This is a genomic window from Streptomyces sp. NPDC001828, assembly GCF_042892175.1.
GTDB lineage: Bacteria > Actinomycetota > Actinomycetes > Streptomycetales > Streptomycetaceae > Streptomyces.
In genome coordinates, this window is the sequence record NZ_JBIATV010000004.1 from 125,278 (window position 1) to 150,849 (window position 25,572).

A 25,572-nucleotide genomic window follows, 5' to 3' on the forward strand; every position below is an offset into this window, starting at 1 on the left:
CTGCCTCATAAGCCAGTTGTCCAGCCAACGCCGCCCTGCCCATCCGGCCGTCACGGCCGTCGCTCATCGATCGCTATCGTGTGGATGCGAATAAAATACTATAGCGACGAGGCTGATACTAGACCGTGGGTGACGGAGGGAGCGTTGTTCCAGGTGTGGGCCGGCATCCGGCGAGCCTCGGCTACGAGCTGGGGGCGAGGTCCTGGAGGCCGATGACCCGGAGCAGTTCGAGCCGCTGATAGGTGTCGGTGCCCGGCCGTGCCGAGTGCACGATGAGCTGCTGGCTGTGCCCGTCGCTGAGCAGGACCTCGCAGTCGAGGTCGAGGGTGCCGACCACCGGGTGCAGGAACCGCTTCGGCGACGGACGGCGCACGACGACGTCGTGCGACTGCCAGTACGTCTCGAACTCCCTTGAAATGGAACGGAGTTCATCGACCAGGGCGGCCGGACCCGGGTCGTCGGGGCGGGCCGCGGTGACCGCCCGCAGACTCGCCACGTGCGAGCGGGCGTGGTGCTCGTGGTTCTCGGGCGGGAACAGGGCGCGGTTGTCGCCGGTCGTGAACCAGCGGCGGATCACGTTCATCCCCGTGTGATCGCCGGTGAGGGCCACCGACATCGTGTTCTGGGCGAGGACCTCGCCCCAGTCGCTCAGCACCGACGCGGGCAGATCGGTCAGCCGGTCGAGGATCATCAGCAGACCGGGGCGGACATGGCCCGAGGAGCGCCCGGGCCGCGGCGGCTCCTCGCCCGCCAGGTGGAACAGATGGTCGCGCTCGACGTCCGTGAGCCGCAGCGCGCGGGCGAGGGCGGTGAGCATCTGCCGCGACGGGTGGGAGCCGCGCCGCTGCTCCAGGCGCGTGTAGTAGTCCGTGGACATCCCGGCCAGCTGCGCCACCTCCTCGCGGCGCAGTCCCGGGGTGCGACGCCGAGGGCCCGCGCCCAGGCCCACGTCGGAGGGGGTCAGCCGGGTGCGGGCGCGGCGCAGGAAGTCGGCGAGTTCGGTTCGGTCCACACCCCGAGGATCCCTCGGATCCGGGCTCGTATCCAGGGAGCGCCGGTCCCTGGACAACCGCGTCTCTCCCGCGGCCACCGCCGGACGCGCACGCTGGGGACATGGCTACGACAACGAGGAGGCGGCCATGCTGACACTGGTGACGGGGGCTACGGGGCAGGTCGGGCAGCGGTTCGTACCGCGTCTGCTGCGGAGCGGGGTGCCCGGCGACGAGGTGCGGGTGCTGGTGCGGGACGCGGCGCGCGGCGAGCGGTTCGCCGAGCTCGGCGCCCAGGTGGTGGTCGGTGATCTGCGGGACACGGACGTCCTGGGCAAGGCGACGGACGGGGCGGACGCGGTGGTGAACGTCGCCGCCGCGTTCCGAGGCGTGCCGGACGAGGAGGCGCGCGCGGTCAACCGGGACGCGGCCGTCGAGCTCGGGCGCGCCGCGGTTGCCTCGGGCGTGCGCCGGTTCGTGCAGGTCAGCACCGGCCTCGTATACGGCACGGGGCGCGGCAGGGCGCTGGTCGAAAGCGACGAGACAGTGCCCGGTGGTCATTTCTGGGGCGCCTATCCCGAGTCCAAATGGGAGGCGGAACGAGCGCTCGGCGCGCTGGAGGGCCTCGACGACCTCCGCATCGGACGGCTGCCGTTCGTCTACGGGGACGGCGACCCGCACCTGGCCGTCGCGCTGGAATGGGCGCCCGCCTGGCCGGCCATGCAGCGCCTGCACATGGGCCACCACCTGGACGTGGCCCAGGGCCTGCGGCGGCTGCTTCACGCATCCGGCGCGCACGGCGTCTACAACATCGCCGACGACGCCCCGGTGACCACGGTCGACCTCTTCCAGTTCCACGGCCTTCCCGTGCCGTCGGAGGCGTACGACAAGGAACTCCCCGACCCCTGGAACGGAGTGCTGTCGACGACCCGCATCCGCCACGAGCTGGGCTACCGCCCGCTGATCCCCTCGATGTGGGCGGCCCGGGACGCGGGGGTGCTGTAACCGACCCGAGGGCGGGGGCACCTTTCGCCGATGGGCAGTTGACCGCGCGGACGCGGTGGACCGCCACCGTGCCCGGCCCGGCACGCGGTGCCGGGCCGGGCCGGGCGTCAGAATTCCCAGGCCTGGCTCGCCGCGCCGTTGCAGCTCCAGCTCACCAGGAGCTGGCCGTTCTCGGGCCGGCCGGCCAGGATGTCCAGACACTTCCCGTTCATCCGGCTACGGATCTCGTCGCCGTTGCGGAACCACTTCTGGTTGATGCCGCCGTCGCAGTCCCACATGCTCACCGAGCCCTGGTCGCCCGGATTGAACGCGTAGATCTCCAGGCACTTTCCATTGAGGTTGGAGCGGATCTGCTCGCCGTCCCAGCGCCACTGCTGGTTGGTGTTGCCCGTGCAGTCCCACGTCACGGTGGAGGCGCCGTTCTCCTGGTGGAACATGAAGATGTCCGCACACCTCCCGTTCAGCTTCGACTTCAGCAGTGGTGCCGCGGCGAACGCCGGCGAACTCGCCAACGTACCGCCGGCCACGAGACCGGTCACTGCCGCCAGCAGCATCAGTCGCCTCAGAACCCTCATGGTGCTCCTCCGTATCGCTCTTGCGCGGTCGCGCTTCGGTTGCGCTGAGCAAGGTCTAGCCGCCGGTGGATGTCCGGCGCCGGGACGTGGATTGCGGACATCAAAAGGTGGACAACCACCCCGCAGCACGGCTGTGAGGACTTCGGGAGGGAAGCCATGCCACGCCCCGAACGCCCGCTCGACCTGGACGGCAGCCCGCTGACGCGGTTCGCGGCCGACCTGCGGAAGCTGCGCGAGGCGGCGGGCCTGCCGCCCTACCGGGCCCTGGCCAAGAGCGCGCACTACGCGTCCACCACGCTCTCGGACGCCGCGGGCGGCCGGGCCTTCCCGAGCCTCGCCGTCACGCTCGCCTACGTCGAGGCATGCCAGGGGGACCGCCGGGAATGGGAGGCGAGGTGGCACGCGGTCGCCGCCGAGATCGCCGCGGACGCGCCCGGCGACGAACCGGGGGACACCAGCACGCCCTACGCCGGGCTTTCGGCGTTCCAGCCGGAGGACGTCGACCGGTTCTTCGGGCGGGAGCGGCTGACCGGCGAGGTGCTCGCGAAGGTGCGGGACCACCGGTTCCTCGCGGTCTTCGGGCCGTCAGGGGCGGGAAAGTCTTCCCTGTTGCGGGCCGGTCTTGTCGCCCATGCCCGTGCTTCCGGCCGGCCGGTGATGCTGTTCACGCCGGGCCCGCACCCCGTGGAGGAGTGCGCGATCCGGCTGGCCGCGACGACGGGAGAGCCGCCCGGAACACTGCTGGCCGAGCTCCTGGCCGATCCCGGGGCGCTGCACCTGCGCATCCGGCAGGCCATGACCGACCACCCGCCGGACATCGACACGCTGATCGTGGTCGACCAGTTCGAGGAGGTCTTCACCCTCTGCCGGGACCGCACCGAGCGGGACGCGTTCATCACCATGCTGGCCGCCGCCGCCACGGCCGCCACCAGCAGGACCCGGGTCGTCCTCGGCGTACGCGCCGACTTCTACGGCCACTGCGTCCAGGAGCCCCGCCTGGTCGACGTGATGCGGGACGCGCAAATCGCGGTCGGCCCGATGAGCAGCCAGGAGCTGCGCGAGGCCATCACCCGGCCGGCCGTGCTCACCGGGTGCACGGTGACCGGGGCGCTGCTCGCGGCCGTGGTCGCGGACGCGACCGGGCAGCCAGGTGCGCTGCCCCTCGTCTCGCACGCCATGGTCGAGACCTGGCGCCGCCGCAGCGGCAACCGTCTGACCCTGGACGGATACCTGGCGGCCGGCGGAATCCAGCACGCGCTCGCCCAGACCGCCGAGGCCGCCTACCGCACGCTGACACCCGCGCAGCAGGACCTCGCCCGGTCCCTGTTCCTCCGGCTGACCGCGCTCGGCGACGGCACGCAGGACACCAGGCGCCGCATCACCAGGGACGAGCTGGACCAGGGCCCCGACACCGCCTTCGTGCTCGAATCCCTGGCCCGGCAACGGCTGGTGGCCCTCGACGAGGAGTGCGTCGAGATCACCCACGAGGCGATCATCCGGTGCTGGCCGCGCCTGCGCGGTTGGCTGACCGAGGACCGGGACCGGCTGGTCGTGCACCGACAGCTCACCGACGCGACCGCCGACTGGGAGGCCCACGACCACGACCCGCACACCCTGTACCGGGGGGCGCGCCTGGCGGCGGCGCTGGACCTGGCCACCGCCGACGGCAGCCGGCTGACCGCCAAGGAGCGCCGCTTCCTCGACGCGAGCCGCCTGGCGCAGGCCGGCGAGATGGCGGCGGTCAGACGGCGCACGGTCCGGCTGCGCCAACTGGTCACGCTGCTCACCGTGTTGGTGGTCGTGGCGGTCACCGCGGGGGTCCTCGCCGTCGGGTCGCGCGGGACGGCCATCGAGCAGCGCAACGTGGCCATCGCGAGGAAGGCCGCCGCGGACGCGGCCGAGGTGCGACCGGACAACCCCGCGCTGGCCGCCCAACTCGGCCTGGCAGCACATCGGTTGGGCCGGACCCGCGATGTACGCGACCAGCTCATGAGCGCGTTCGCGACCCCGTACACGAGCAGGCTCACCGGCCACACCTCCGATGTGGTCTCGCTCTCCTTCGCCCCCGGGGGCGCGGTCCTGGCCACCGCGAGCTGGGACCGGACGGCCCGGCTCTGGGACGTCCGTGACCCCCACCGGCCGGTCCAGCTCGCCGTGCTGAGGCAATCGGAGCGGCTGAGCTCGGTGGCGTTCGGCGACGGCGGCCTCGTCCTGGCCACGGCGGGCGAACGGCACGTACGGCTGTGGGACGTCTCGAACCGACGCGCCCCCGCCGAACTGAGCACCCTGCCCGAGCAGTTCGCCGCGCCGACGTGGGTGGCCGTCCGGCCCGGCGGAGTCATCGGCACCGGCCACACCGACGGCACGGCACGGCTGTGGAACGCGAGCGATGCCCGGCACCCGAGGCTCGTCGCCACCCTGCCGGGCCACTCCGGCGCGGTCACCTCGATGGCGTTCAGCGCCGACGGCCGCACGCTGGCCACCACCGGCGACACCACCGCGAGGCTGTGGAACGTCAGCGACCCCACGGATCCGCACCCCCTCGACGTCCTGCGCGGGCACGCCGACACGGTGACCTCGGCCGCCTTCAGCCCCGACGGCCGGACCCTGGCGACCGGGAGCTGGGACCACACCGCCCGCATCTGGACCCTCGGCAACGGCCCGCGCGCGCTGACCCCGGCCGTCCTGCGTGGCCACCCCGCGATCGTCTGGTCGGTGGCGTTCGCCCCGGACGGCCGCACGCTCGTCTCGGTCGGCGGGTCCACCCTGTTCTGGGACATCGGCGACCCGGTGAACCCGAAGCGGATCAACATGGTCCAAGGCGGCGCCTATCAAGCCGCTTTCAGCCCGGACGGCCGCACCCTCGCCAACTCCGACCGGATCCTGGACCTTCGGGACCTGTCCTTCGGAACCCACGACGACGTGGTCACCTCCGTGTCGTTCAGCCCAAGTGGCCAACTGCTCGCCAGCGCCAGCTGGGACGGCACCGCACGGCTGTGGCAGGTCGTCGGCGGCCGGGCCCTGTGGCCGCTGGCCGCGCTGCGCGGGCACACCAAATTCGTCCGGTCCGTGGCGTTCAGCCCCGACGGGCGCGCCCTCGTCACCGCCAGTGAGGACACCACCCTGCGCGTCTGGGACGTGAGCGAGCCGCGCACGCCCCGGCTGGCCTCGGTCCTCACCCCCGACGCCGGCGAAGTGGGCGGCGCCCGCTTCGGACCGGACGGCCATCTGCTCGCCTTCTGGGCCCAACAAGCCGCCGGACTGTGGGACTTGACCGACCTGACCCGGCCTCGGCAGCTGGGCCGGGTACCCGCGGGCGGCCCCGACGTCACGATGGCCTCGTTCCGGCCGGACGGCCGCACGCTGGTGACGAGCACCGGCGAGTCCGGCTCGCTGCGGTTCTGGGACATCGGCGACCCGCGCTCCCCCAGGGAACTGCCGTCCCCGTTCCGGTCCGACCCGCTGACGGACGGCGTGTTCAGCCCCGACAACCGGCGGCTGGCCGCCATCGACCGGGCGGACCGTGCGGTCTGGCTCATCGACGTCAGCGACAGGGACCGGCCGGTGAAGGTGCGGCACCTGCCGGGGCCCGGCTCATGGCTCTACACCCTCGCCTTCGCCGCGGACGGCCGCCAACTCGCGGCCGGTGCCGCGGACGGGAAGGCCCTGCTGTGGGACCTGAACGGCGAGCCCGCCCCCACGGTCCTCACCGGCCACTCCGGCCCCGTACCGACGGTGGCGTTCAGCCCGGACGGAGGCACCCTCGCCACCGGCGGCAACGACTTCACCATCCGGACCTGGGACACCCGTCTGGACAGGGTCGCCGCCCGCGTCTGCGACAGCGCGTACCCCCGCATCACCCGAGCGCAGTGGGCCCAGTACTTCACGGCGGTCGACTTCGACCCACCCTGCCCCGGCACCTGACGGGAGGCGGCCGGCAGCCGCCGGCCCGGACTCCTCCGACCCGGCGTCGCCCCGCACAACAGGACCGGCCTGTCAGACGTGCGTCGACGAGACTGCCTTCAACTCCCTTCCCGGACAGCCCTGTTGACGGCGTCGAGGACCGGCCCGACCCCGTCCTCGGCGGCCAGGCGGTCCGCCACGGCCCGGGCGCGCACGCGGTAGCCGGGGTCGGAAGTGGCCTCCTTCAGGGCGGCCGCCAGCGCGTCGGCGGTCAGCCGGCGCAGGGGGAGCGCGCGGGGGGCCACGCCGAGGCGGACCAGGCGGTCGGCCCAGAACCCGGCGTCGAACTGGATCGGCACCGGGACAGCCGGAACTCCCGCACGCAGCCCCGCCCCCGTGGTCCCGGCGCCGGCGTGGTGGACGACCGCCGCCAGATGGGGGAACAGCACGCTGTGCGGCACGTCCCCGATGGTGATGATGTCGTCGCCCTCGGCGTGCAGGCCGGCCCAGCCCTCCTGAAGGACACCCCGCAGCCCGGCCGCCCGCAGCGCGCGCACGATCCGGCCGGAGACGCGGGCCGGATCGGGCACCGTGGCACTGCCGAGCCCGACGAACACCGGCGCCGGTCCGGCAGCGAGGAAGTCCCGCAGCCGTGTGGGCAGTTGGGGCTCGGAGACCCGTGGCCACCAGTAGCCCGTCACTTCGAGGCCGGGGCGCCAGTCGCGGGGTCGCGGCACGACGAGCGGGCTGTAACCGTGCAGCACGGGCCAGTGGCCGCGTTCGCGCTCCCGGTGCTGGGCCCGCAGGCCGCGCGAGGGGCCGCCCAGGCGACGCCGTACGTGCTGTGCGGCGGGCCCGTACACGTGTGCAAGGGCGAGGTGGACGCCGTGCCCTGCCGCCCTGTTGACCGGCGCGCCCCAGGTTCCGACACCGGCCAACGGCGGGACGAAGGCGCCCGTCGGATGGAGGGGCTGGAGGTTGAGCCCGATGCTGGGCAGCCCGAGAGCCTCGGCGATGGCGTAGCCCAGCGGGGCCACCGAGCCGGCGAGCAGGACGAGGTCACTGGCCTGCGCGGCTCGCAGGAGGTCGTCGGCCATCTCCCCGGCCAGCGACCTCGCCATCGTCAGCACCCGGACGAGCTTGCCCGGCCCCGTCCTGCTGCGGTGCAGCAACTGGCCCCGTGCGCCGTGCAGTTCGGCGTGCGGATCGATGGGGATCGGATGGAACCGGATGGCCGACCGGGACAGCAGCGGCTCGAACCGGGCGTGAGTCACCAGCGTGACGTCGTGCCCCGCCCGGACAAGCCCCTCCGCAAGCCCCGCGTAGGGAGCCACATCGCCTCGTGAACCGACCGTCATGATCGCTACTCGCACGGCCATCAGTATGCCGTCCACGGCCCCGGTGAGCCGTGCCCATCCAGGGCCGCTGTGTGGCGCGGGCATACGCCCCCGTCGGGCCGCCCTGCCGGTCGCCGGTCACGGGACCGACCGGGCGGCGGTATGCAGCACGCGGGACCCGTGAGGTATGGGCGACTATGGACGCATGAACACTGCTGAGGTTTTGACGGACGCGTTCGGGCGCGTCCAGGAGGAAGTGCACACCGTCGTCGAGGGTCTCTCGCCGGAGGACCTGGCGTTCCGGCCCGACGACGGCGCGAACTCGATCGCCTGGCTGATCTGGCACCTGACCCGGGTCCAGGACGACCACGTCGCGGACGCCGCGGGCCGGGACCAGGTGTGGATCACCGAGGGCTGGGCGGACCGGTTCGACCTGCCGCTGGGTGAGGACGAGACGGGGTACGGGCACTCGGCCAAGCAGGTGGCATCGGTCCGTGGCATCTCCGCCGACCAGCTGGCCGGGTACTACGACGCCGTCCACGAGCAGACCCTGTCGTACGTCGGCGCATGTGACGACGCGGCACTCGACCGCGTCGTCGACGAGCGATGGACACCCCATGTCACCCTCGGCGTCCGGCTGATCAGCGTCATCTCCGACTGCTTGCAGCACTCCGGCCAAGCCGCTTATGTACGGGGCCTGTTGGAGCGCCGCTGACACCAGAGCGGCCGCTTCCGACCGTTCGCCGTCGGCCCCGGCAGTCGGCTCTCGGCCGTCTGCCGGGCGGACGCCTACCGCGTACCGCCGCCGTCGCTCGGGGCCGGAGCGGTGGCCATCCGCCGCACCGCCTCGACGACCAGGTCGGGTCGTGTGGCGAAGTTCAGCCGTACGAAACCGTGCCCCGGAGAGGCCTCCCCGGGCGGGGAGTGGGGGCTGTACCGGGGGCCGGAGGACACGCCGACCCTGGCCGTGCGCAGGATCTGCGCGGCCGGGTCCTCCGCCAGGCGGAGTTCACGGAAATCGAGCCAGGACGTGAAGCCGGCGTCGGGGAGCTGGTGGCGCACGCGGGGGAGACGTCGGCCGAGTTCGTCGGCGAGCAGGTGCCGATTGTCGTCCAGAGCGCGGAGGAGTTCGTCCAGCCAGGGCTCGCCGTCGGCGAACGCGGCCTCGGAGGCCAGCACCCCGAACAGCCCGGAGGCTTCGGCGAGTTCGTCGTCGGTGGCGGCCACGGTCGCCCGCGCCTCGGGCCCGGGCACGATCAGGGCGGCCTTGAGTCCGGCGAGGTTCCACGCCTTCGAGGCCGAGACGAGGGCGACGGAGCGGGCGGCCGCCGGCCGGTCGAGGGAGGGGAAGGCGACGTGGCGCCGGGGGCCCGGGTGGACGAGCGGCGCGAGGATCTCGTCGGCGACGACCTGGACATCATGGCGCTCGGCGAGCTCCGCGACGCTCGCCAACTCGTCCGGCGTGAACACCGTCCCCGTGGGGTTGTGCGGGTTGCAGAGCAGGAACGCCTTGGCCCCGGCCGTGAAGGCGTGCTCCAGCCGGTCCAGGTCGAGTCGGTACCCGTCCGGGCCGGACAGCAAGGGACTGCTCACGACACGCAGGCCGATGCGGTCGAGCTGGGTGAAGTAGGGCGGATATCCGGGGGTGTTCACCACGACGGCGTCGCCGGGGCCGGTGGTCACCCGCAGGATCTCCACGATGCCGGACATGACGTCGGGGGCGATCCGCATGGCCTGAGCGCCGGGGTGCCAGCGGTAGCGGCGGCCGGCGAACGCGGCGAACAGCTCGGGCAGCCGGCCAGGCGTGGCGTACCCGGTGTCGCCGTCGGACACGGCGCGGGCCAGCGCATCGGCGATCGGCTCCGCGAGCGGCGTGTCCATCTCGGCGATGCGCATCGGCAGGACGTCCGGCGGGAACTCGGTCCATTTGACGCTGCGGCGCCGGCGCAGTTGGGCGAGGGTGTAGTGGGTCAGGGGGGACTTGGCGCGGGTCGGAGTGGCCGGGGTGGCCGGGGTGGTTCGGCTGGTGTGGCTGGTCGGCATGGTCTGCGATGCCTCTCGCGTGGTGGTAACTGCCTTGGCGGGGAAGGCCGTTGCCAGGATGCCGGGTCCTCGACGCAAAGGTGCGCTGCTGGCACGGCCTGCCCGCGCGTAGGCCTACCCGCGCGCGATGAAGCCGTACCTTGGCCGGCGCGGACCGGCCGCGCGGGGTGGGGCGGTGGCCGCGCGGGCGTGAGCGGGACGCATCGAGCGGCCGGATGGAAGACTGAACGGATGACCGATGACCTGCCCATCGGCAGGCGGAGGCCGAGATCCGCCGCGTCGAGGTCGGCGGGGTCGCTGTCGGTGCCGGGCGCTCAGCGGCCCAGGACGTTGCGGACGACCGTCCACGCGAGCGCCGTGCCCAGGATGAGTGCCACGCCCCGGCGGCCGAGCGACAGCCGGTACCGCCGGCCGCGGAGGCCTGAGACGGCCCAACGGCCGTAGGCGTACGCGGCGATGGGGGCGGCCGCGCACAGTGCGAGGTTGGCTCCGAGGGCGGCCCTCACGTCACCGTGCAGGAGCGAGTACGTCATCCGACTGCCGCCGCATGCAGGGCAGTTGAGGCCGGTCGCCCAGTGGAACGGGCAGCGGGGCAGGAGCTGCGCGGGGTCGTAGGGGCTGTGGCCGTAGAGGTAGAGCAGGCCTGCCGCTGCGGCGAGGGTGGCGGCCACGGGCGGCACCGCCGAGGGCAGACGCGTGCGGCGCCCAGGGAATGAATTCCTGGGCGCCGCACGGAAGTTGGGGCTGTCAGCCACGCAGCACGCGGCCGTCCGCGTCCGTCTTGCCGTCGCCGACCAGGAGCAGGATGCCGTCGATCAGCGCCCAGACACCGAGACCGCCGCAGGTGAGGAGCTGGGCGATGGCCATGCCGAAGTGCTTGGTGTAGAAGCGGCCGATGCCGAAGGTGCCGAGGAACAGCTGGAGTACGCCCGCCACGATCTTCGACTTGTCCGAGTACGGGCGGCCGTAGGGGTCGTAGCCGTACGGGGTCGGCGCAGGCGGCATCTCGCCGGGCTGCGGAGTTCCGTACGCGTTGGGGGACTTGTCGCTCATGAAATGTGTTCACTCTCGAGAAATGGGAGACGACCCCGTGCACCGGGGTCGTTACAAAAACACCATATCCTTTACTTACCCTTCATCAGAAACTGACCTGCGCTAAACCTTCGCCGCAGGGCCCGCTCAGCGTCGCAGCAGCGCCGCCACCGTCTCCTCCAGGTATGCCGGGCCGGCCGGAACGGCGCCCGGGATCGCGTGGGTCAGCTGGGCGTGGCCCACATAGCTGGTGTACGCGAGGAATCCGCGCCGACGGGCCTGTGCCCGGGGGAAGCCGAGGAGTTCGAAGAGGTGCGCCATGTAGGCGACCCGGCGTTCGGTGACGCGGGCGAGGGCCGCCGCCACCACGGGGTGGTCGGCGGCGGAGAGCAGTCGTACCTCCAGCGGGTTCTCGGCGGCCAGCGCGGTCGCGCCGCGCAGGAGCGCGGCGAGCCGGGCCGCGGGGTCGGGCTCTGCGGCCTCCGTCGCGGTGATGATCCGCTCGGTGGACACCTCTTCCCACCGCGCGAGGGCCGCTGCGACGAGGGCGTCACGGTTGGCGAAGTGCCAGTAGAAGCTTCCCTTGGTGGTGCCCAGGCGAGTGGCCAGGGGCTCCACCGCGACCCCGGCGAGCCCGCGTTCCCCCAGGGCTTTCAGTGCCGCGTCGGCCCAGTCGTCTGCGGTCAACTGCCTTCGTGTGGGCCGATGTTGACGGTTGGCCGGGTGCTCGTTCATGCATCCGTACGGTACCGTACGGATAACATACGCTCCCGTATGGAGGTGTGGCATGCGCACGGTACGCAACGTTCACCGACGGATCGTCGAGGCTCCGGCCGACGCGGTCGGCCTCCTGATCGACCGGCTGTCCGCGCCGGACGACCCGCTCTTCCCGACCCCGGTCTGGTCGGCCATGGTGCTCGACCGCCCCTCGGGGTCGGCGCGGACGGCGGACACGGCAGGGCCCGCTATCGGGTCGGCGCGTACGAACCCGGCCGATCCGTGCGCTTCGACACCACCGGGACGCGGCTCGGCACCGGATACCACCGCCTCGACGTGGAACCGCTGGGGCCGGACCGCTGCCGGATCACGCACGTCCTCCAACTGGCCATGCCAGAAGGTCTGTTCGCGGCCTGGCTACTGGCGTTCAAGCCGGTGCACGACACGATGGTCGAGGAGATCCTGGACAACGCCGAACGGGCAGCCCTCGGCTCCTTGTCCCGCCCAAGAGCCCAACGGCCCCTGCGCGCACGGCTCTTCCACCGCCTCGCCTGGCCGCACCCCACCGCGGTGCCCGTACCGGCGGACGCCCGGCTCCTCCAAGAGGCCTTCGAACGCCCCGACTTCACTGATGCCTGGCGCATGGCGCTCGCCCCCGGAATGAGCCGGGACCCACAAGACTGGCGGCACGTGCTGCCCTTCCCCACACTCGGCGCCGCCGGCCGCGAGCTGATGCTCGGCAAGGACGCGTCCCACCTGGACATCCGCTCCTCGGTCCTGGTCGGCGACGAAGCCGTCACCCTGGCGACGGCGGTACGCCTCCACAACACGCGGGGCCGGCTCTCCTTCTCGCTGGTCCGCCGGGTCCACCCGTACATGGCCCGACGCATGCTCCGCCGAGCCCACCGCCGCGTGGCCCTCACCACCCCGCCCGCCGGACAGCGCAACAGAACGCCCAGGGCCACGGGGACAGGCGACTGCCCCCAACGGGCCTGATGGGAAGCCCTGTTGGGGGCGTGCGGAAGACGTGGGCCGTGTCGCGCTCGCGGGCTCAGACGGCGCCCGGGAGCCTGACCTCCAGCGTGCCGTCCTCGCGGAGCCGGGTTTCGAAGGTGGGCTGGGGCGCCGTCGCGGGGCCTCCTACGTTCTGGCCGTCCGTCAGGCGGAAGACACTGCCGTGCCACGGGCACTCGACGCATCCGTCCGCCACCTTGCCCTGGGACAGCGGGCCCGCCATGTGGCTGCACCGGTCGACCAGCACGTGGAACCCGCCGTCCGGTTCCCGCACCACGAGCAGCGGGACCTCGCCCAGCATGCGCCGGACCCCCTGCCCCTCGGGGAACTCCGAGGCGCCGCCCACGGTGTGCCACCCCGGCTCCACCAGGTGGTCGACCGGCTCCGTCTTGTTGGAGCCGACCGCCTGCCGGAAGGCCAGGTGACCCCCGATCATCCCGCCGACGCCGGCCACACTCAGGCCGGCGAACGCGAGGAGCCGGCCGAGCACCGGCCTGCCCCGGCCCCGTACGGCCCAGGAGCCGGCATACAGGCCGATGGCCACGCCGTTCGACGCGGCGTGCACCACTCCTGTGCGCAGCTGCCGCTCGGGCTGCTCCGCCCAGTCCACCCAGCCCGCCCAGGCGGCCGGGACGGCGGAGACGACCCCGATGCCCACCAGGAGCCGCGCGTTGCGCCCGCCGCCCGGCACCAGGTCGAGCACCGCCGCGGACGACCACGCACCGATCGGCACCTGCACGAGAACGGGGTGCAGCGGGTGCCCGATGGGCCGCCCCTGGAGGACGGCCCGGTACGGGCCCAGCGGGAGCGCGCGAACCGCCTTCCGCAACGGGCCAGTGATCTTGTCCAGCTGCTTCACCTCGCCGAGCGCGTCCAGCGCCTTGAGCAGGGCCCGCGCCCGAGCGCCAGGCCCGCCCCCATCGCCTGGACCCGAGGAGTCCACCCCGACCGGCGCCAACTTCGCTGACAGGAATCCCATGGGATCCGGTTAACCCCCGTGGCGCGAAGCCAAACGGCCGGCCGCCGGGTTCTACCCGTACACGAGCAGCATCGGCACACCGGCCCCCGCCGGGTGGTGGGTTCGGCGGAGGGCTGGTACGTGCCTTCGCCTCCAACTGGTAGGCGCCTTCGCTTCCAACTGGGCCCGGTCGGTGTGCGTCAGGTGCTTCACGGGCCGGTCGCGTGGATCGGGCGGAGTGGGGCAGATGGGGGATTGATCTTGCTCCACGCGCGATCCCCGACCAGCCCCGACCTGCCCCGGGACGGCTTTGAGCCGTCCACGCGGCCCCAGTCAGAAGGAGCCCTCCGATGACGATGCCCGTCCGCCGTCACCCCGCCGTCATACAGCGGCGCCAGCAGAGGTTCAGCCTGCGGAGCACCGCCCTGAGTTTCGGCCTGGTGGCGCTCGTCGTCTGGGGCGTCGCCGTCACCTTCAAGTCGGCGGTACGGCCGCACTCGCATCCGTTCGGCACCCTGCTGGCGCTGCTCGCCCTCCTGTTCCTTGTGGCCGCCGCCGTGCGCAGCAAGTGGCTGCGCCGGGCGGCCCGCAGAGCATCGGCCGAGGCCGCCGTGCTGTCCGCGCCGGCCGTGGCGGACCCCGTCCTTCCGCCGGAGGTCGGCGCCCCGGAAGCCGTGGACTCGGCCGGCATCGACCCGTTCGCCTTCGAGGACGCGGTGTCCGATCTGTGCCGGCGCGACGGCTGCTCGGACGTCCAGGTGGTAGGCGGCGCGGGCGACCTCGGCGCGGACGTCGTGGCCACGGCGCCGGACGGCCGCCGGCTCGTCATCCAGTGCAAGTGCTACGCGCCGGGCCACAAGGTCGGATCGCAGGACCTGCAGCGCTTCGGCGGCACGTGTTACGCGGTGCACGACGCCGAGCTGGCCGTGGTGGTCACCACCAGCGAGTTCACGGATCCGGCCCTGGACTACGCCGCGCAGTGCGCGATCCTCTGCTTCGACGGCGAACTCCTGCGCGCCTGGAACGACGGCACCGGCCCGGCGCCCTGGGAACTCTGGCACACCTGAGCCGTCCGGCCCCGCGCCCGCCGGCCGGCTGCGCTGCCCCATTCGCTCTTCGTCGGCCCGGTACGGGGTACTCGACAGGCATGAGATGACGGGGAGTTCGGGGAGGTGGCGGGTTGTGATCTGGTGGGCATGGTTGATCGCCGGGCTGATCGTGGTGCTCGCGCTGGGCGGGCTCGTGCTGGGCACGCAGGCCCGGCGTCGCCGCGGCGGCGTGATCGTGGTGCGCCGGGGCCGGCGTTCCGGGCCTGGGAGGGGTCGATGAACGTACTGATGCTGGCCGGTGAGCTTGCGAAGCGCCCTGTGGTCACCCTCGGCGGTGAGGCCGTGGGCCAGGTCAAGGACACCGTCTTCGATGCGGCGGGCGCCCGGATCACCGGCTTCACGCTGGCCGGACGTGGTCTGCTGGCCGGGCCCCTCAAGCAGAGCCTTCCGTGGTCCGGGGTGCACTCTCTCGGGCCGGACGCGGTGATGATCGCCTCGACGGACGTACTGGAGGACCGGGCCGCCGTGGTGGCCAGGGGCGAGGCCGGGCACGGACAGGTCCGCGGCGCGCGGGTGCTCACCGACGGCGGCCTGGAGATCGGCACGGTCCTGGACGTGGTGATCGAGGGCGGCGCGGACGGGCGGGTCGTCGGTGTGCACCTCACCACCACCGACGCCCTGGGCAAGAAGGGCCGCAAGGTGTTCCTGCCGGCGCAGGGCCGGCTCTCCATGACCGGTGACACGCTCGTCGTGCCCGGCCATACGGCAGGGCGGGCGGCCGACGGCCTCGACGCCCTGGCCGAGGAGCTGATGCGTGGGCACGGCGCCGGCTCGGCGCCGGGGGAGGGGAAGACGCTGTGATGCTGCTCAGCCAGACGCTCGGCCGCTCGGTGATCAACGTCGAGGACGCCCAACAGATCGGCGCGGTCGAGGAGTTGGTCATCGATCCCGCCACAGCCCAGATCGTCGCCATCCGACTGAAGGGTGCCAAGGATGCCGGCGGGGGCACGGTCGCGTGGCAGGACGTGCAGGCGGTCGGGCCGGACGCGGTCATGGTCCATGCGGCGCGTACCGCACGGCTCAGCCCCGTCGACGCCGAGGTGCAGAAAGGCCTCGTGGGCAAGCGCGTACTGACCGAACGAGGAGAAGAGATCGGCAAGTTGACCGATGTCGCGTTCGACCCGGTGACCGGCCGGGTGGAGGGTCTGCAGACGGCACGCGGCCTGATCCCGGGCCACTCGATGCTCGGCGTGGGTGCGTACGCGCTCGTGGTCCGTGCCCAGACCTCGCCGCCGCCCCCGGCCGCCTGAGGCCTCAGTCCTCACCGCCGGCTGCGATCGGCTGGGGCGAGCCGCCGACCGCGCCCGCGCGCGAGGGCGACGGATCCGAACGTGTCCCGAGCGAAGCTCACCTCGGCCCGGCCCGGTGGGTGTGGGCCGGAACCGGGCGACGCCGGTCCGGCCCACACCGCGTACGCGGGACCGCTGGGCCGGAGGTGGCTCAGTGGTCGGAGTAGCTGAAGTCGCCCACGGTCCAGGAGCTGACGTCCTCGATGGCGACCCGGTACATCCCGCCGGTCTCCGGGATCCCCACCGTGCCCTGCAGGATCCGGGCGACGTGGAAGTGCAGGTGTGTGGGCGGCCCGCTCTTCGCGGGGGTCTCGAAGACGGCGGAGAACTCGCCCAACTGGTCCGAGTCCTTGAGTACGTCCGACACCCGCTGCCTCCACACGGCTTCGGGCGCCAGTCGGCCGGTGATGACCGTCCCGCCGGTGACCACGGTCAGGGACATCTGATTGCTTTGCGCGGACTCGACCAGGGCGGCGACGTTCACGAGCAGTTCGTCAGGCTTCGACATGAGGCAGATTCTATGCACCGGCGGGCCGGCCCCTCCGTGCGGCCGCCCCACCGCGCAGGGCGGCGGGGCCTACCGGTCCCGGCCCCGCCGACCAGCAGTGGGTCCGCCCGGTTCGGGCCGGGCCGGCCCACGTCGGGGCACATCAGGCCAAGCCGGCCTCGATGGCGCGGCGGACGGCGTCGGCCCGGTCGCGGATGCCCACCTTGGCGAACAGGTTGTTGATGTGGGTCTTGACCGTGGCCTCACTGATGAAGAGCCGCTCGGCGATGCCCCGGTTGGGCAGGCCCTGGCCGATCAGTGCCAGTACCTCGCGTTCGCGGGGCGTGAGGTCCGCCGGCAGGGACTGACCCCGCCCCTGGCCCTGGGCCGGCGCCTTGGTCCTGGCCGTGGCGAGCAGCCGGTCCTGAACCTCGCGGTCGAGTACGGACTGCCCGGCGGCAGCCGCCCGGATCGCCCGGGTGATGTCCTGGCGCCCCGCGTTCTTGGTCAGGTATCCACGCGCGCCGGCGCCCAGCGCGCCCAGGATCGAGTCGTCGTCGGCGAAGGTGGTCAGCACGACCACCGCCACGTCGGGGTACTCCTCGCCCAGCCTGCGCGTCGTCTCGATGCCGTCAAGGACGGGCATCCGCAGGTCCATCAGGACCACGTCCACCGGCCCGGCCGCGACGGCGGCCAGCACCTCACTGCCGTCCGCCGCCGCCGCGACGACCTCGATGCCCTCGGACAGGCCGAGCACGGCGGCGAGCGGCTCGCGCACCGCGGCCTGGTCGTCGGCGACGATCACCCTCAACTGCTTTGATTCGTCGGTCTGTTCACTCATGCCGGGATCACTGCCTCCACCTGCCACCCGCCCTGATCCGGCCCCTCGACGACGGGACCCGCCGTCACGCTTCCGCCCAGCAGGGCCACGCGTTCGCGCATTCCGATCAGTCCCATCCCGCTGCCGGCACTCGGGGTCACCCTATGCGTGGCCGGGCCGTTGCGGATCCTCAGTGTGGTCGTCGACGCGGCGAACGTCAGCTCCATGCCCACGTCCCCGCCGGGGGCGTGCCGAGTGGCGTTGGTCAGCGCCTCCTGGGCGATCCGCAGCAGATTCTGGGTCACCTGGGCCGGCAGCTCACGGACGGTCCCGGTGACGGTGAGGACATCGCGGTGGCCCGACGATTCGACCATCGCGGCCAGGCTCTCCAGAAGCGGGAGGGAGTCCTCGCGGAGCGCGTGCACCGTCCACTGCGCCTGCTTGAGGCTCTCTTTGACCAGGCTGTGCGCCTTGTCGTTGGCTTCCCGGACCCTTTCCAGGTCCCCGGTGTCGAGCAGTGCGTCGGCAAGCTCCAGCTGCATGTTGATGCCGGCCAGCGAGTGCGCCAGGACGTCGTGCACATCCCGGGCTATCCGGCCGCGCTCGGTCAGCACGGCGGTCCGGGCCTCCGCGCGGGCGGCGCGTTCGGCGGACTCGGCTGCCGCGAGAGCCGCCTTCACGGCCTGGCGCTGACTGCGGTTGACGATGCCGACGAGGACCGGAGTCCCGCTGGCGAGACCGAGTACCCAGGGCAGCACGAGGTGCCCCGGCCCGAGGTGGAAGTACAGGACGCCGCCGCAGAGCAGACTGCAGAACCCGGCGAGAACGAGAGCCGCCCTGGTCTCGAGCCGGTATCCGAGGTGGCCGGCCAGGAAGAAGGCGAAGAGGTAGGTCGTTCCGCTGCGGCCGACGCCGATCAGGGCGGCGGCCGCGATGATCCCGAGCGTCAGCCAGACGAGGGCGACCCGCTGGGACACCCGGTGCTCGGGCAGGCCCCGGGCCAGCAGCGCCGCGCAGTTGACGACGAAGAGCAGGGCGACGGCCAGGCCCTGGCCGCTCAGGCCCATGGGCCGGATGGTCAGGACTCCGACCACGATGACCGAGAGGGTGAGCACCCACTGCGTACGGGGATCCTGTCCCGGAACGGCCCGTGGGGCCGCCCCCCGGACGGTGGTCTTCTCAGGGGGCGGGGTGCTCTGGGTGCCGGACACGGGCAGAACATAGCGCACGGTCAGGCCGCGCGGTCGAGGACGGGTACGGGCTGGACCGCCGCCATGCGGGTCCGGCTGCGGAGGTAGATCGTGGCCACCCGGGTGACCACCTCGGTGAGTGCCATCAGTACGAAGGCCGACACCCAGGCCTGCTGGCTGGTTATCTGGTGCGCGAGGCTGAACCGCGCGACGTCGTCGGCGCCACCGCCGTGCTCGACCCACAGCTGGAAGCCCATCCGGGCTCCCATGCCCACCACCCACAGGATCGCCGACACGGCACCGGCCTTGATCAGAAGGTGCCCGTCGAGAGCGCGGATCCGGGTGTAGATGCCACCGGCGATGCCGAGCACGGCGCCCACGGCCATCAAGGTCGCGATCAGCACCAGGTCGTTGCCCGCGGTGGGGATGGTGTCCAGGTACGAGTACGCCACGAAGCCCACGATGCCCAGCGGGATCAGGAAGGTCTTGGCGTCGAGTCGGCCTTCCCGCAGCTGCCGGAAGACGACGAGGATGAGGGCGATGTCGGTGATCCACTCGGTCGTTGTCATGCCTCAAGACTGCTGTGACAAGGCCTTTCGCACCTGGACCCATGGGTGGAGATCGGGGGTGGAGATCGACCGCGGCCCCCGTCTCCACCCTCCTCACCCGGCCGGCTCGCGCGTGTGCGGTGCGCGGCTCGCGAGGCCGTGTCGGCGTGGGGCGGTCAGCGCGGCCGGCCCGCCGTGCCCGCCGCTTCGTCCGCGACCTGTCTGAGGGTGCGCCCGCTGAGCGCGGACCGGGCGCGGGTGGGCTCGGTGGTGCTGTGCGCGGAGGCGTGCGCGTCGTCCTCCTTGACCAGCAGCCAGGCTTCGCGGTCGCCCTCCGACGAACTGCGGATCCGGGTCAGCGCGTAGCCGCCGCGCAGCTTGGTGCCGTCCATCCAGAAGGAGACGTGTCCGTGCTCCAGCGCCTCGGCGAAGGGGACCTCGTGGTGGTGGCGGTCGGTGGCCAGGCCGCGGTACGTGCCCGAGTCCCAGACGATCACGGTTCCGGCGCCGTACTCCCCTTCGCCGATGACGCCCTCGAAGTCGGCGTACGCCATCGGGTGGTCCTCGGTCGGCATCGCCAGCCGCTTGTCGTGCGGGTCGCCGGACGGGCCCTTGGGAACGGCCCAGGACTTCAGCACCCCGTCCACCTCCAGACGGAAGTCGAAGTGGAGCGTGCTCGCTTGGTGGATCTGCACCACGAAGACGGGCTGTCGCCCGTTGCCGTGCGCGGCCTCGCCCCTGGGCTCCGCGGTCTTCGAGAAGTCGCGCTCGCGGCGGTACTCGCTCAGCCCGTCCTTCTTCGCCATGGCACCCTCCGGGGGCCATTTCATGCCGGTTTGCGGCTGCCCGCCATGCGGACCGGGAAACGACCGGTCCGCCGACCACGGCGACACGCGACCGGTGTGGTGAATGCGGCCTCATCGATCATGCTGCGGGGTCTTATGTCGGCTCGACGTTCTTTCGACCATGTGGGAGACAGACATGCGTATGCGAACCGCGATTGCCGCCGCCGCCCTCGCCGTGGCCGGTGTCCTGGCCGGTGGCGCCAGTGCCGTCGCCGACGCCGGGGCCCAGGGTGTCGCCGCCAACTCGCCTGGCGTCGCCTCCGGCAACCTCGTCCAGATTCCGGTGCACGTGCCGATCAACATCTGCGGCAACACCATCAGCGTCGCCGGCGCCCTCAACCCGGCCGCCGGTAACACCTGCATCAACTCCTGACGCGAGCCATGGGCCGGGAGCCGCACGTCGGATCCCGGTGATGCGCGGATGACCACCCCGCCCCGGTGCCGACTGCTTCGTCGGTGCCGAGGCGGGGTTCAGTGCGTCATGAGGGGGGTGCTCGTCGACGATGACCAGGCAGTGGTCGCCCCACTGGCGCGGCGGGTCCGGGACGGTTTGCGGATCGGGAAGGCGGTTACCCGTGGGAGGGACGGAACGTGCCATTCCGGCGCACTTCGCTCCCCACCCATCGTTCTGGAGAATGCATGTCAGACCAGCGCAAGAGCTCGTTCGCGACCGTGAGCCCGGCCACCGGGGAGACGGTCGCGGAATTCGACGCCATCGAGGGCGAAGAGGTCGACGCCCGGCTCGAAGTGGCCAACCGCGCGTTCGAGGCGTGGCGGCAGCGGCCGATCGCGGACCGCGCGGCCGTCGTCGGCCGGGCCGGCGCCCTGATGCGGGAGCGCAAGGAGGAGCTGGCCCAGCTCATCACGCTGGAGATGGGCAAGCTCATCTCCGAGGCGCGCGGCGAGGTGGACCTCGCGGCGTCGATCCTGGAGTACTACGCGAAGAACGGCCCGGACTTCGCCGCCGCCGAGCCGCTCGACGTCGACGAGGGCGAGGCGTACCTCCTCAGCGAGCCCCTCGGTGTCCTCGTGGGTGTCATGCCGTGGAACTTCCCGCTCTACCAGGTGGTCCGCTTCGCCGGCCCCAACCTGGTGCTCGGCAACACCGTGCTGGTCAAGCACGCCGGCATCTGCCCGCAGTCGGCGCTGGCCCTGGAATCGCTGTTCATCGACGCCGAAGCGCCCGAGGGTGTCTACACCAACCTGTTCGTGGGTCACGAGGAGATCGCGCGCATCATCGACAGCCCCGTCGTACGCGGCGCCTCGCTGACCGGTAGCGAGAAGGCGGGCGCCCAGGTCGCCGAGCGGGCCGGGCGGAACATGAAGCCCAGCCTGCTGGAGCTGGGCGGCAGCGACGTCTTCATCGTGCTCGACGGCGAGCGGCTAGAGCGTACGGTCGGCGCCGCGGTGGCGGGCCGGATGGCGAACACCGGGCAGAGCTGTGTGGCCTCGAAGCGCTTCATCGTCCTCGCGGACGTCTACGACGACTTCGTGGCCGGGCTGCGGCGCGAGTTCGAGGCGCTGCGACCGGGCGACCCCGCCGACGAGTCGACCACCCTGGGCCCGCTCTCCTCCGAGCAGGCGGCCGCCGACCTGGTCGACCAGATCCGCGAGACGGTGGCGCAGGGCGCGGAACTGGTCACCGGCGGCCATCGGATCGACCGCCCGGGTGCCTTCGTCGAGCCCACCATCCTCACCGGCGTCAAGCCCGGGATGCGCGCCTACGCCGAGGAGCTCTTCGGGCCGGCCGCCGTGATCTACCGCGTCGCCGACGAGGACGAGGCCATCGCGCTGGCCAACGACAGCCAGTACGGCCTCGGCGGAACCGTGTTCTGTGCCGACGTGGAGCGCGGGCGCCGGGTGGCGGAGCGCGTGGAGACCGGCATGGTCTGGGTGAACCACCCGACGTCGACCCAGCCCGATCTCCCCTTCGGCGGAATCAAGCGGTCCGGCTACGGCCGTGAGCTCTCGAAGCTCGGCATGCGGGAGTTCGTGAACCGCAAGCTGGTCCGCGTCCTGCCGCCCGACGCGGAGCTGCGCGGCATCGCCGGCTGATCCACCCCGTCGACAACACCGATCGCCAGAGCCGATCGGCGGCATTCATCAAGAACTCAATTCATCAACAACTCAGGAGCCTCAGCATGACCGCAGTGCCCACCATCACCCTCAACAACGGCGTGCGGATCCCGCAGCTCGGCTTCGGGACCTTCCAGATCCCGAAGGACGAGACCCGGGAAACCACACTGGCCGCGCTGGAAGCCGGGTACCGGCACATCGACACGGCGCAGATGTACGGGAACGAGAAGGAGGTCGGCCAGGCGGTCCGCGACTCCGGGCTCGACCGCGGCGACGTCTTCGTGACCAGCAAGCTCAACAATGACGCCCATGCGCACGACGACGCCCTCGCGGCGTTCGACCGCACCATGGACGAGCTCGGCCTCGACCACCTCGACCTCTTCCTCATCCACTGGCCGCTGCCCGGCAAGGGCGACTTCACCGAGACGTGGCAGGCCATGGAGGAGATCTACGGCTCCGGTCGGGCCAAGGCCATCGGCGTCTCCAACTTCCAGCCGCACCACCTGCGTCGGCTCATGGAGAGCAGTGTCGTGGTGCCCGCGGTCAACCAGATCGAGGTGCACCCCTACCTCACCCAGGACGACGTCAGGGCCTTCGGCGCCGAGCACGACATCGCCACCGAGGCCTGGTCGCCCATCGCCCAGGGCAAGGTGCTCGACGACCCGGCCATCAACCGCATCGCCGACCGCGTGGGCAAGTCCCCGGCGCAGGTCACGCTGCGCTGGCACCTCCAGCGCGGCGACATCGTCTTCCCCAAGTCGGTGACGAAGAAGCGCATCGAGGAGAACTTCGATCTCTTCGACTTCGAACTGACCGAGGGCGACCTCGGCGAGATCTCCGCACTCAACCGTGACGAGCGGACCGGCCCCGACCCGGACCGCTTCAACGGCTGAAGCCCCCAACCTGGCCTGTTCCAAGGAGAGTTGAGAACTGGGCTCCGGGCGGCGCCTCCAGGGTCCCGGCGCCGGCCGGCGTCCGGGCGGGGGCGCTCACCCCGGGCGGTCCACCCGTTCTCGGCGGGCTGGGCCGTTCGGCTGCCTCTCCGGTGCGATACGGAGTGTCAGCGCGGCCGGGGCGGCCGGAGGCGGAAGTTTCACCTGGAACGCGCGGCGCCCGGCCGGCGTCAGGCGGAACAGGGGATTCTCATGGATGGCGGCCAGGGCCAGCAGCCCGTCCCCGAGGATCCCCGCCCTGCCGCACCCGCGCCGGTTCCGGAGGCATCCGCCCACGGTTCGACGCCGGAGAACCCTCCAACTCCCCGGGAAACCAGCCCGGTTGCCGGAAGGTGGCGGGAGCGGCTGCGTACGGTCATGGCCTCGGGGCCGCCTCCGGGACCGACGCGGCCGGAGTTCTGGCGCAGCCCCATTCGCGGGCCGTGGCTCACGGCCGTGTTCGGCCTGATCCTGCTGTGCGGGGTGGGCATCCTGTTCGTGACCGGGCTGCTGTCGTACGCCGCGTACGGTCCCGGCCTTTCCCGGGTCAATGACCAGACCCCGGACAAGGGGCTGCTGGGCTTCTATCTGTTCACCTGGCCCACGTCCCCGTACTGGGGGTACCGGCTCAGTCAGGGCGTGCACGTCACGCTCGGGATCGTGCTGATCCCCGTACTCCTCGGCAAGCTGTGGTCGGTGATCCCGAAGCTCTTCGAGTGGCCACCGGTGCGCTCGGTGAGTCACGCGTTGGAGCGGCTGTCCCTGCTCCTGCTGGTGGGCGGGGCCGGCTTCGAGTTCGCGACCGGCGTTCTCAACGTGCAGCTGCACTATGTGTTTCCGGGCTCCTTCTACGTCCTGCACTTCTACGGGGCATGGGTCTTCATCGGCGCCTTCGTCGTGCACGTCGTCTTCCGCCTGCGGCGGGCGGTGATCGCGGTGGTGAAGGGCCCGCGCGCCGAAGAGCGGCCCCGGACGCGGCCGCTGGTGGACGGGGCCGGCCTCGTCTCGCCGCGTCCAGCCGAGCCGACGATCTCCCGGCGCGGCGCCGTCCTGCTGGTGGGCGCGGGGTCGGCGGCCCTGCTCGTCGTGACGATGGGCCAGAGCATCGGCGGGTGGATGCGCAAGACCGCGCTGCTCGCCCCGCACGGCCAGGATCCCGGTACCGGGCCGAACGGATTCCAGATCAACAAGACCGCCGCCTCGGTCGGGATCCGGCCCAGCGACATCGGCCCGGCCTGGCGTCTCACCGTCCGCGCCGGCGGCCGGCAGACCGTACTGACCCGGGACGAGCTGCACGCCCTGCCCCGGCGGACGGCGAGGCTTCCCATCGCCTGCGTGGAGGGCTGGTCCACCCCCGACCAACTCTGGGGCGGCGTACGCCTCGTCGACCTCGCCGCGCTGGTCGGCGTCACCCACGATCTGCCGCACGTACTGGTCGAATCGGTACAGCGCGGTGGATCCTTCAGCTCCGTGGTCCTGGCCGCCAACCAGGTACGCGACTCACGCTCACTCCTCGCGGTGGAGGTCAACGGCGCCGCGCTCTCCCCGGATCACGGCTATCCCGCGCGGATCATCGTCCCGAACGCCCCCGGGGTGCACAACACCAAGTGGGTCACGCGCCTCACCTTCGGAGAGCCGACGTGAACCGCTTCCGTACGCGCTACGGCGCATCCCCGCTGCATCTGACGCTGGTCCTGTGCTCCTTCGCGCTCGCCCTCTACGCGGGGGTGCGGCTCCTCCACGGCGACACACTGGGCGTCGTCATCTGGTTCGTCGGCGCGGCCCTGCTGCACGACCTGGTGCTGCTTCCGCTCTACTCACTGGCCGACCGGGCCGCCCAGCGCCTGCTGCCCGGCCGGCGCGGAACGCACGATGGCGGGGACCGGATGGTGGGCGTCAATCACATCCGCGTCCCGGCCTTCGTCTCCGGGGTGCTGCTTCTGGTGTGGTGGCCGCTGATCCTCGGGCAGGTCGACGGCTTCACCGCCGCCACCGCGCTGCCGTCCGATGTGTTCCTCGGCCGCTGGCTGCTGGTGACGGCGGGTCTTTTCGCCGTATCCGGTCTGTGCGTGCTCGCACGGATGTGGCGACGCTCCTCGCGCGAGCGCCGGCTCCGGGCGCGGGAGGAGCCGGAGTGACCCTTGCGCCGGGTGGCCGTCAGGTGCTGAGCAGACGGTTGAAGAACGAGCGGTACTGCTGGAGGGCGACGCGAAGGTCCTCCGTCGCCACCTCCTCGCCGCGATGCCACTGGCTCTCGAGGTCGCGCTTGTGTGCCGAGAAGGTCGTGGCGAGCGCCTGCATCGTCTCGGCGACCAACTGATCGGCCGCGTTCACGGAGTCCTGGGGATCGTCGACGAACTGGCTCTGGATCCGCTGCCACCTGGCACGGAACTCCTCCTGCTCGGCGCCCAGAAGCGGCTCGTCCTCCTCGGCCGGTTCCGCTTCCCGGTGCTCGTGGGCCGGTGCCCGGCCGCCGCTGTCCTCCGGTCGGTCGTTCCGGTCGGCGGTGGCCTCTCCGGGGTACGCCGGCGCCGAGTCGCTGAACCCCGGAGCCTCGTCCTCGGGGCCCTGCCGCCCGGTGCCGGCCAGGTCCTCCGTGGACAGCGCGCCCTCGTCGGGGCGGGGTGTCTCCTCGTAGCGCATCTCTTCACTTCCGTCCGTCACGCGTCGGGGCGACGGACGGGCCCGTCCTGGGTCCGCCTG

At 72.1% G+C, this 25,572-nt stretch carries 25 protein-coding genes and 1 pseudogene; 12 read left to right on the forward strand and 14 right to left on the reverse strand.

Features of this window, described 5'->3' with window-relative positions:
• Positions 1-181 precede the first annotated feature (181 nt).
• Complete coding sequence (locus ACFYZA_RS14735; protein ID WP_388490495.1) at positions 182-1,012, reverse strand: helix-turn-helix transcriptional regulator; 831 nt, start codon at positions 1,010-1,012, stop codon at positions 182-184.
• A 127-nt stretch (positions 1,013-1,139) separates the two neighbouring features.
• Here ACFYZA_RS14735 and ACFYZA_RS14740 point away from each other — a divergent pair, with 127 nt between their 5' ends.
• Entirely contained in the window at positions 1,140-1,994 is an 855-nt protein-coding gene (locus ACFYZA_RS14740; RefSeq protein ID WP_388490496.1) for an NAD-dependent epimerase/dehydratase family protein, read from the forward strand.
• A gap of 107 nt (positions 1,995-2,101) precedes the next feature.
• Here the strand turns inward: ACFYZA_RS14740 and ACFYZA_RS14745 are convergent, their stop codons facing one another.
• Positions 2,102-2,569: an RICIN domain-containing protein gene (locus tag ACFYZA_RS14745; protein ID WP_388490498.1), complete on the reverse strand. Its 468-nt coding sequence runs from the start codon at positions 2,567-2,569 to the stop codon at positions 2,102-2,104.
• A 156-nt stretch (positions 2,570-2,725) separates the two neighbouring features.
• Between ACFYZA_RS14745 and ACFYZA_RS14750 the strand changes: the two genes are divergently transcribed.
• Complete coding sequence (locus ACFYZA_RS14750) at positions 2,726-6,493, forward strand: hypothetical protein (protein WP_388490500.1); 3,768 nt, start codon at positions 2,726-2,728, stop codon at positions 6,491-6,493.
• 98 nt (positions 6,494-6,591) lie between these two features.
• Here the strand turns inward: ACFYZA_RS14750 and ACFYZA_RS14755 are convergent, their stop codons facing one another.
• Positions 6,592-7,851, reverse strand: coding sequence for a glycosyltransferase (locus ACFYZA_RS14755; RefSeq protein ID WP_388490503.1), 1,260 nt, complete (start codon positions 7,849-7,851; stop codon positions 6,592-6,594).
• Between the two features lie 163 nt (positions 7,852-8,014).
• Between ACFYZA_RS14755 and ACFYZA_RS14760 the strand changes: the two genes are divergently transcribed.
• Entirely contained in the window at positions 8,015-8,524 is a 510-nt protein-coding gene (locus ACFYZA_RS14760; RefSeq protein ID WP_382584684.1) for a DUF664 domain-containing protein, read from the forward strand.
• A gap of 74 nt (positions 8,525-8,598) precedes the next feature.
• On the opposite strand, the gene ACFYZA_RS14765 is transcribed toward ACFYZA_RS14760, so the two are convergent.
• From ACFYZA_RS14765 to ACFYZA_RS14780, 4 genes and pseudogenes are all read right to left on the reverse strand, one after another.
• Entirely contained in the window at positions 8,599-9,852 is a 1,254-nt protein-coding gene (locus tag ACFYZA_RS14765) for a MalY/PatB family protein (protein ID WP_388490506.1), read from the reverse strand.
• A 314-nt stretch (positions 9,853-10,166) separates the two neighbouring features.
• A complete protein-coding gene (locus ACFYZA_RS14770) occupies positions 10,167-10,523 on the reverse strand; it encodes a DUF2752 domain-containing protein (protein ID WP_382584691.1) in 357 nt (118 codons plus the stop codon).
• Positions 10,524-10,599: 76 nt separating this feature from the next.
• Positions 10,600-10,884: pseudogene (locus ACFYZA_RS14775) on the reverse strand (TM2 domain-containing protein); the annotation flags it as partial.
• 147 nt (positions 10,885-11,031) lie between these two features.
• The gene (locus tag ACFYZA_RS14780) at positions 11,032-11,619 is read right to left on the reverse strand and encodes a TetR/AcrR family transcriptional regulator (RefSeq protein ID WP_388490508.1); all 588 of its coding nucleotides are present in this window, start codon (positions 11,617-11,619) and stop codon (positions 11,032-11,034) included.
• Positions 11,620-11,883: 264 nt separating this feature from the next.
• Between ACFYZA_RS14780 and ACFYZA_RS14785 the strand changes: the two genes are divergently transcribed.
• A complete protein-coding gene (locus ACFYZA_RS14785) occupies positions 11,884-12,597 on the forward strand; it encodes a DUF2867 domain-containing protein (RefSeq protein WP_388490510.1) in 714 nt (237 codons plus the stop codon).
• 55 nt (positions 12,598-12,652) lie between these two features.
• Here ACFYZA_RS14785 and ACFYZA_RS14790 read toward each other — a convergent pair whose 3' ends face one another.
• Positions 12,653-13,594, reverse strand: a complete 942-nt coding sequence (locus ACFYZA_RS14790) for a Rieske 2Fe-2S domain-containing protein (protein WP_388490513.1) — start codon at positions 13,592-13,594, stop codon at positions 12,653-12,655.
• Positions 13,595-13,923: 329 nt separating this feature from the next.
• Here ACFYZA_RS14790 and ACFYZA_RS14795 point away from each other — a divergent pair, with 329 nt between their 5' ends.
• The 3 genes from ACFYZA_RS14795 (at position 13,924) to ACFYZA_RS14805 (ending at position 15,932) form a co-directional block, all read left to right on the forward strand.
• On the forward strand, positions 13,924-14,640 hold the full coding sequence (locus ACFYZA_RS14795) for a restriction endonuclease (RefSeq protein WP_382584703.1): 717 nt from the start codon (positions 13,924-13,926) through the stop codon (positions 14,638-14,640).
• Between the two features lie 258 nt (positions 14,641-14,898).
• On the forward strand, positions 14,899-15,483 hold the full coding sequence (locus tag ACFYZA_RS14800; RefSeq protein WP_382584706.1) for a PRC-barrel domain-containing protein: 585 nt from the start codon (positions 14,899-14,901) through the stop codon (positions 15,481-15,483).
• On the forward strand, positions 15,483-15,932 hold the full coding sequence (locus tag ACFYZA_RS14805) for a PRC-barrel domain-containing protein (protein ID WP_388490516.1): 450 nt from the start codon (positions 15,483-15,485) through the stop codon (positions 15,930-15,932). The genes ACFYZA_RS14800 and ACFYZA_RS14805 overlap by 1 nt, the downstream gene beginning before the upstream one ends.
• A gap of 190 nt (positions 15,933-16,122) precedes the next feature.
• Here the strand turns inward: ACFYZA_RS14805 and ACFYZA_RS14810 are convergent, their stop codons facing one another.
• From ACFYZA_RS14810 to ACFYZA_RS14830, 5 genes are all read right to left on the reverse strand, one after another.
• Entirely contained in the window at positions 16,123-16,479 is a 357-nt protein-coding gene (locus tag ACFYZA_RS14810; protein WP_382584711.1) for a hypothetical protein, read from the reverse strand.
• A gap of 142 nt (positions 16,480-16,621) precedes the next feature.
• Positions 16,622-17,299, reverse strand: coding sequence for a response regulator (locus ACFYZA_RS14815; RefSeq protein WP_382584714.1), 678 nt, complete (start codon positions 17,297-17,299; stop codon positions 16,622-16,624).
• On the reverse strand, positions 17,296-18,507 hold the full coding sequence (locus ACFYZA_RS14820) for a histidine kinase (RefSeq protein WP_388490518.1): 1,212 nt from the start codon (positions 18,505-18,507) through the stop codon (positions 17,296-17,298). The genes ACFYZA_RS14815 and ACFYZA_RS14820 overlap by 4 nt, the downstream gene beginning before the upstream one ends.
• A gap of 2 nt (positions 18,508-18,509) precedes the next feature.
• Positions 18,510-19,037 (reverse strand): hypothetical protein, encoded by a 528-nt coding sequence (locus ACFYZA_RS14825; protein WP_388490519.1) that lies wholly within the window; start codon positions 19,035-19,037, stop codon positions 18,510-18,512.
• Positions 19,038-19,192: 155 nt separating this feature from the next.
• The gene (locus tag ACFYZA_RS14830) at positions 19,193-19,822 is read right to left on the reverse strand and encodes a DNA polymerase ligase N-terminal domain-containing protein (RefSeq protein ID WP_388490521.1); all 630 of its coding nucleotides are present in this window, start codon (positions 19,820-19,822) and stop codon (positions 19,193-19,195) included.
• Positions 19,823-19,997: 175 nt separating this feature from the next.
• Here ACFYZA_RS14830 and ACFYZA_RS14835 point away from each other — a divergent pair, with 175 nt between their 5' ends.
• The 5 genes from ACFYZA_RS14835 to ACFYZA_RS14855 all read left to right on the forward strand — a co-directional run bounded on the left by ACFYZA_RS14835 (position 19,998) and on the right by ACFYZA_RS14855 (position 25,007).
• Positions 19,998-20,234, forward strand: a complete 237-nt coding sequence (locus ACFYZA_RS14835) for a chaplin (protein ID WP_382584726.1) — start codon at positions 19,998-20,000, stop codon at positions 20,232-20,234.
• A gap of 266 nt (positions 20,235-20,500) precedes the next feature.
• Positions 20,501-21,916: an NAD-dependent succinate-semialdehyde dehydrogenase gene (locus ACFYZA_RS14840; protein ID WP_388490524.1), complete on the forward strand. Its 1,416-nt coding sequence runs from the start codon at positions 20,501-20,503 to the stop codon at positions 21,914-21,916.
• Positions 21,917-22,002: 86 nt separating this feature from the next.
• Complete coding sequence (locus ACFYZA_RS14845) at positions 22,003-22,830, forward strand: aldo/keto reductase (RefSeq protein WP_382584732.1); 828 nt, start codon at positions 22,003-22,005, stop codon at positions 22,828-22,830.
• A gap of 417 nt (positions 22,831-23,247) precedes the next feature.
• Positions 23,248-24,513: a molybdopterin-dependent oxidoreductase gene (locus ACFYZA_RS14850; RefSeq protein ID WP_388490527.1), complete on the forward strand. Its 1,266-nt coding sequence runs from the start codon at positions 23,248-23,250 to the stop codon at positions 24,511-24,513.
• Complete coding sequence (locus ACFYZA_RS14855; protein ID WP_388490529.1) at positions 24,510-25,007, forward strand: hypothetical protein; 498 nt, start codon at positions 24,510-24,512, stop codon at positions 25,005-25,007. Before ACFYZA_RS14850 ends, ACFYZA_RS14855 begins: the two co-directional genes overlap by 4 nt.
• 19 nt (positions 25,008-25,026) lie before the next feature.
• On the opposite strand, the gene ACFYZA_RS14860 is transcribed toward ACFYZA_RS14855, so the two are convergent.
• Positions 25,027-25,533, reverse strand: coding sequence for a hypothetical protein (locus tag ACFYZA_RS14860; protein WP_388490530.1), 507 nt, complete (start codon positions 25,531-25,533; stop codon positions 25,027-25,029).
• Between the last annotated feature and the right edge of the window lie 39 nt (positions 25,534-25,572).

Coding starts and splice junctions, on each gene's coding strand:
- ACFYZA_RS14765 (WP_388490506.1), bottom strand. CDS start 9,852: ATGCCGACCAGCCACACCAGCCGAACCACCCCGGCCACCCCGGCCACT.
- ACFYZA_RS14815 (WP_382584714.1), bottom strand. CDS start 17,299: ATGAGTGAACAGACCGACGAATCAAAGCAGTTGAGGGTGATCGTCGCC.
- ACFYZA_RS14825 (WP_388490519.1), bottom strand. CDS start 19,037: ATGACAACGACCGAGTGGATCACCGACATCGCCCTCATCCTCGTCGTC.
- ACFYZA_RS14840 (WP_388490524.1), top strand. CDS start 20,501: ATGTCAGACCAGCGCAAGAGCTCGTTCGCGACCGTGAGCCCGGCCACC.
- ACFYZA_RS14805 (WP_388490516.1), top strand. CDS start 15,483: ATGCTGCTCAGCCAGACGCTCGGCCGCTCGGTGATCAACGTCGAGGAC.
- ACFYZA_RS14740 (WP_388490496.1), top strand. CDS start 1,140: ATGCTGACACTGGTGACGGGGGCTACGGGGCAGGTCGGGCAGCGGTTC.
- ACFYZA_RS14755 (WP_388490503.1), bottom strand. CDS start 7,851: ATGGCCGTGCGAGTAGCGATCATGACGGTCGGTTCACGAGGCGATGTG.
- ACFYZA_RS14760 (WP_382584684.1), top strand. CDS start 8,015: ATGAACACTGCTGAGGTTTTGACGGACGCGTTCGGGCGCGTCCAGGAG.
- ACFYZA_RS14850 (WP_388490527.1), top strand. CDS start 23,248: ATGGCCTCGGGGCCGCCTCCGGGACCGACGCGGCCGGAGTTCTGGCGC.
- ACFYZA_RS14810 (WP_382584711.1), bottom strand. CDS start 16,479: ATGTCGAAGCCTGACGAACTGCTCGTGAACGTCGCCGCCCTGGTCGAG.
- ACFYZA_RS14830 (WP_388490521.1), bottom strand. CDS start 19,822: ATGGCGAAGAAGGACGGGCTGAGCGAGTACCGCCGCGAGCGCGACTTC.
- ACFYZA_RS14780 (WP_388490508.1), bottom strand. CDS start 11,619: ATGAACGAGCACCCGGCCAACCGTCAACATCGGCCCACACGAAGGCAG.
- ACFYZA_RS14750 (WP_388490500.1), top strand. CDS start 2,726: ATGCCACGCCCCGAACGCCCGCTCGACCTGGACGGCAGCCCGCTGACG.
- ACFYZA_RS14845 (WP_382584732.1), top strand. CDS start 22,003: ATGACCGCAGTGCCCACCATCACCCTCAACAACGGCGTGCGGATCCCG.
- ACFYZA_RS14835 (WP_382584726.1), top strand. CDS start 19,998: ATGCGTATGCGAACCGCGATTGCCGCCGCCGCCCTCGCCGTGGCCGGT.
- ACFYZA_RS14795 (WP_382584703.1), top strand. CDS start 13,924: ATGACGATGCCCGTCCGCCGTCACCCCGCCGTCATACAGCGGCGCCAG.
- ACFYZA_RS14790 (WP_388490513.1), bottom strand. CDS start 13,594: ATGGGATTCCTGTCAGCGAAGTTGGCGCCGGTCGGGGTGGACTCCTCG.
- ACFYZA_RS14745 (WP_388490498.1), bottom strand. CDS start 2,569: ATGAGGGTTCTGAGGCGACTGATGCTGCTGGCGGCAGTGACCGGTCTC.
- ACFYZA_RS14800 (WP_382584706.1), top strand. CDS start 14,899: ATGAACGTACTGATGCTGGCCGGTGAGCTTGCGAAGCGCCCTGTGGTC.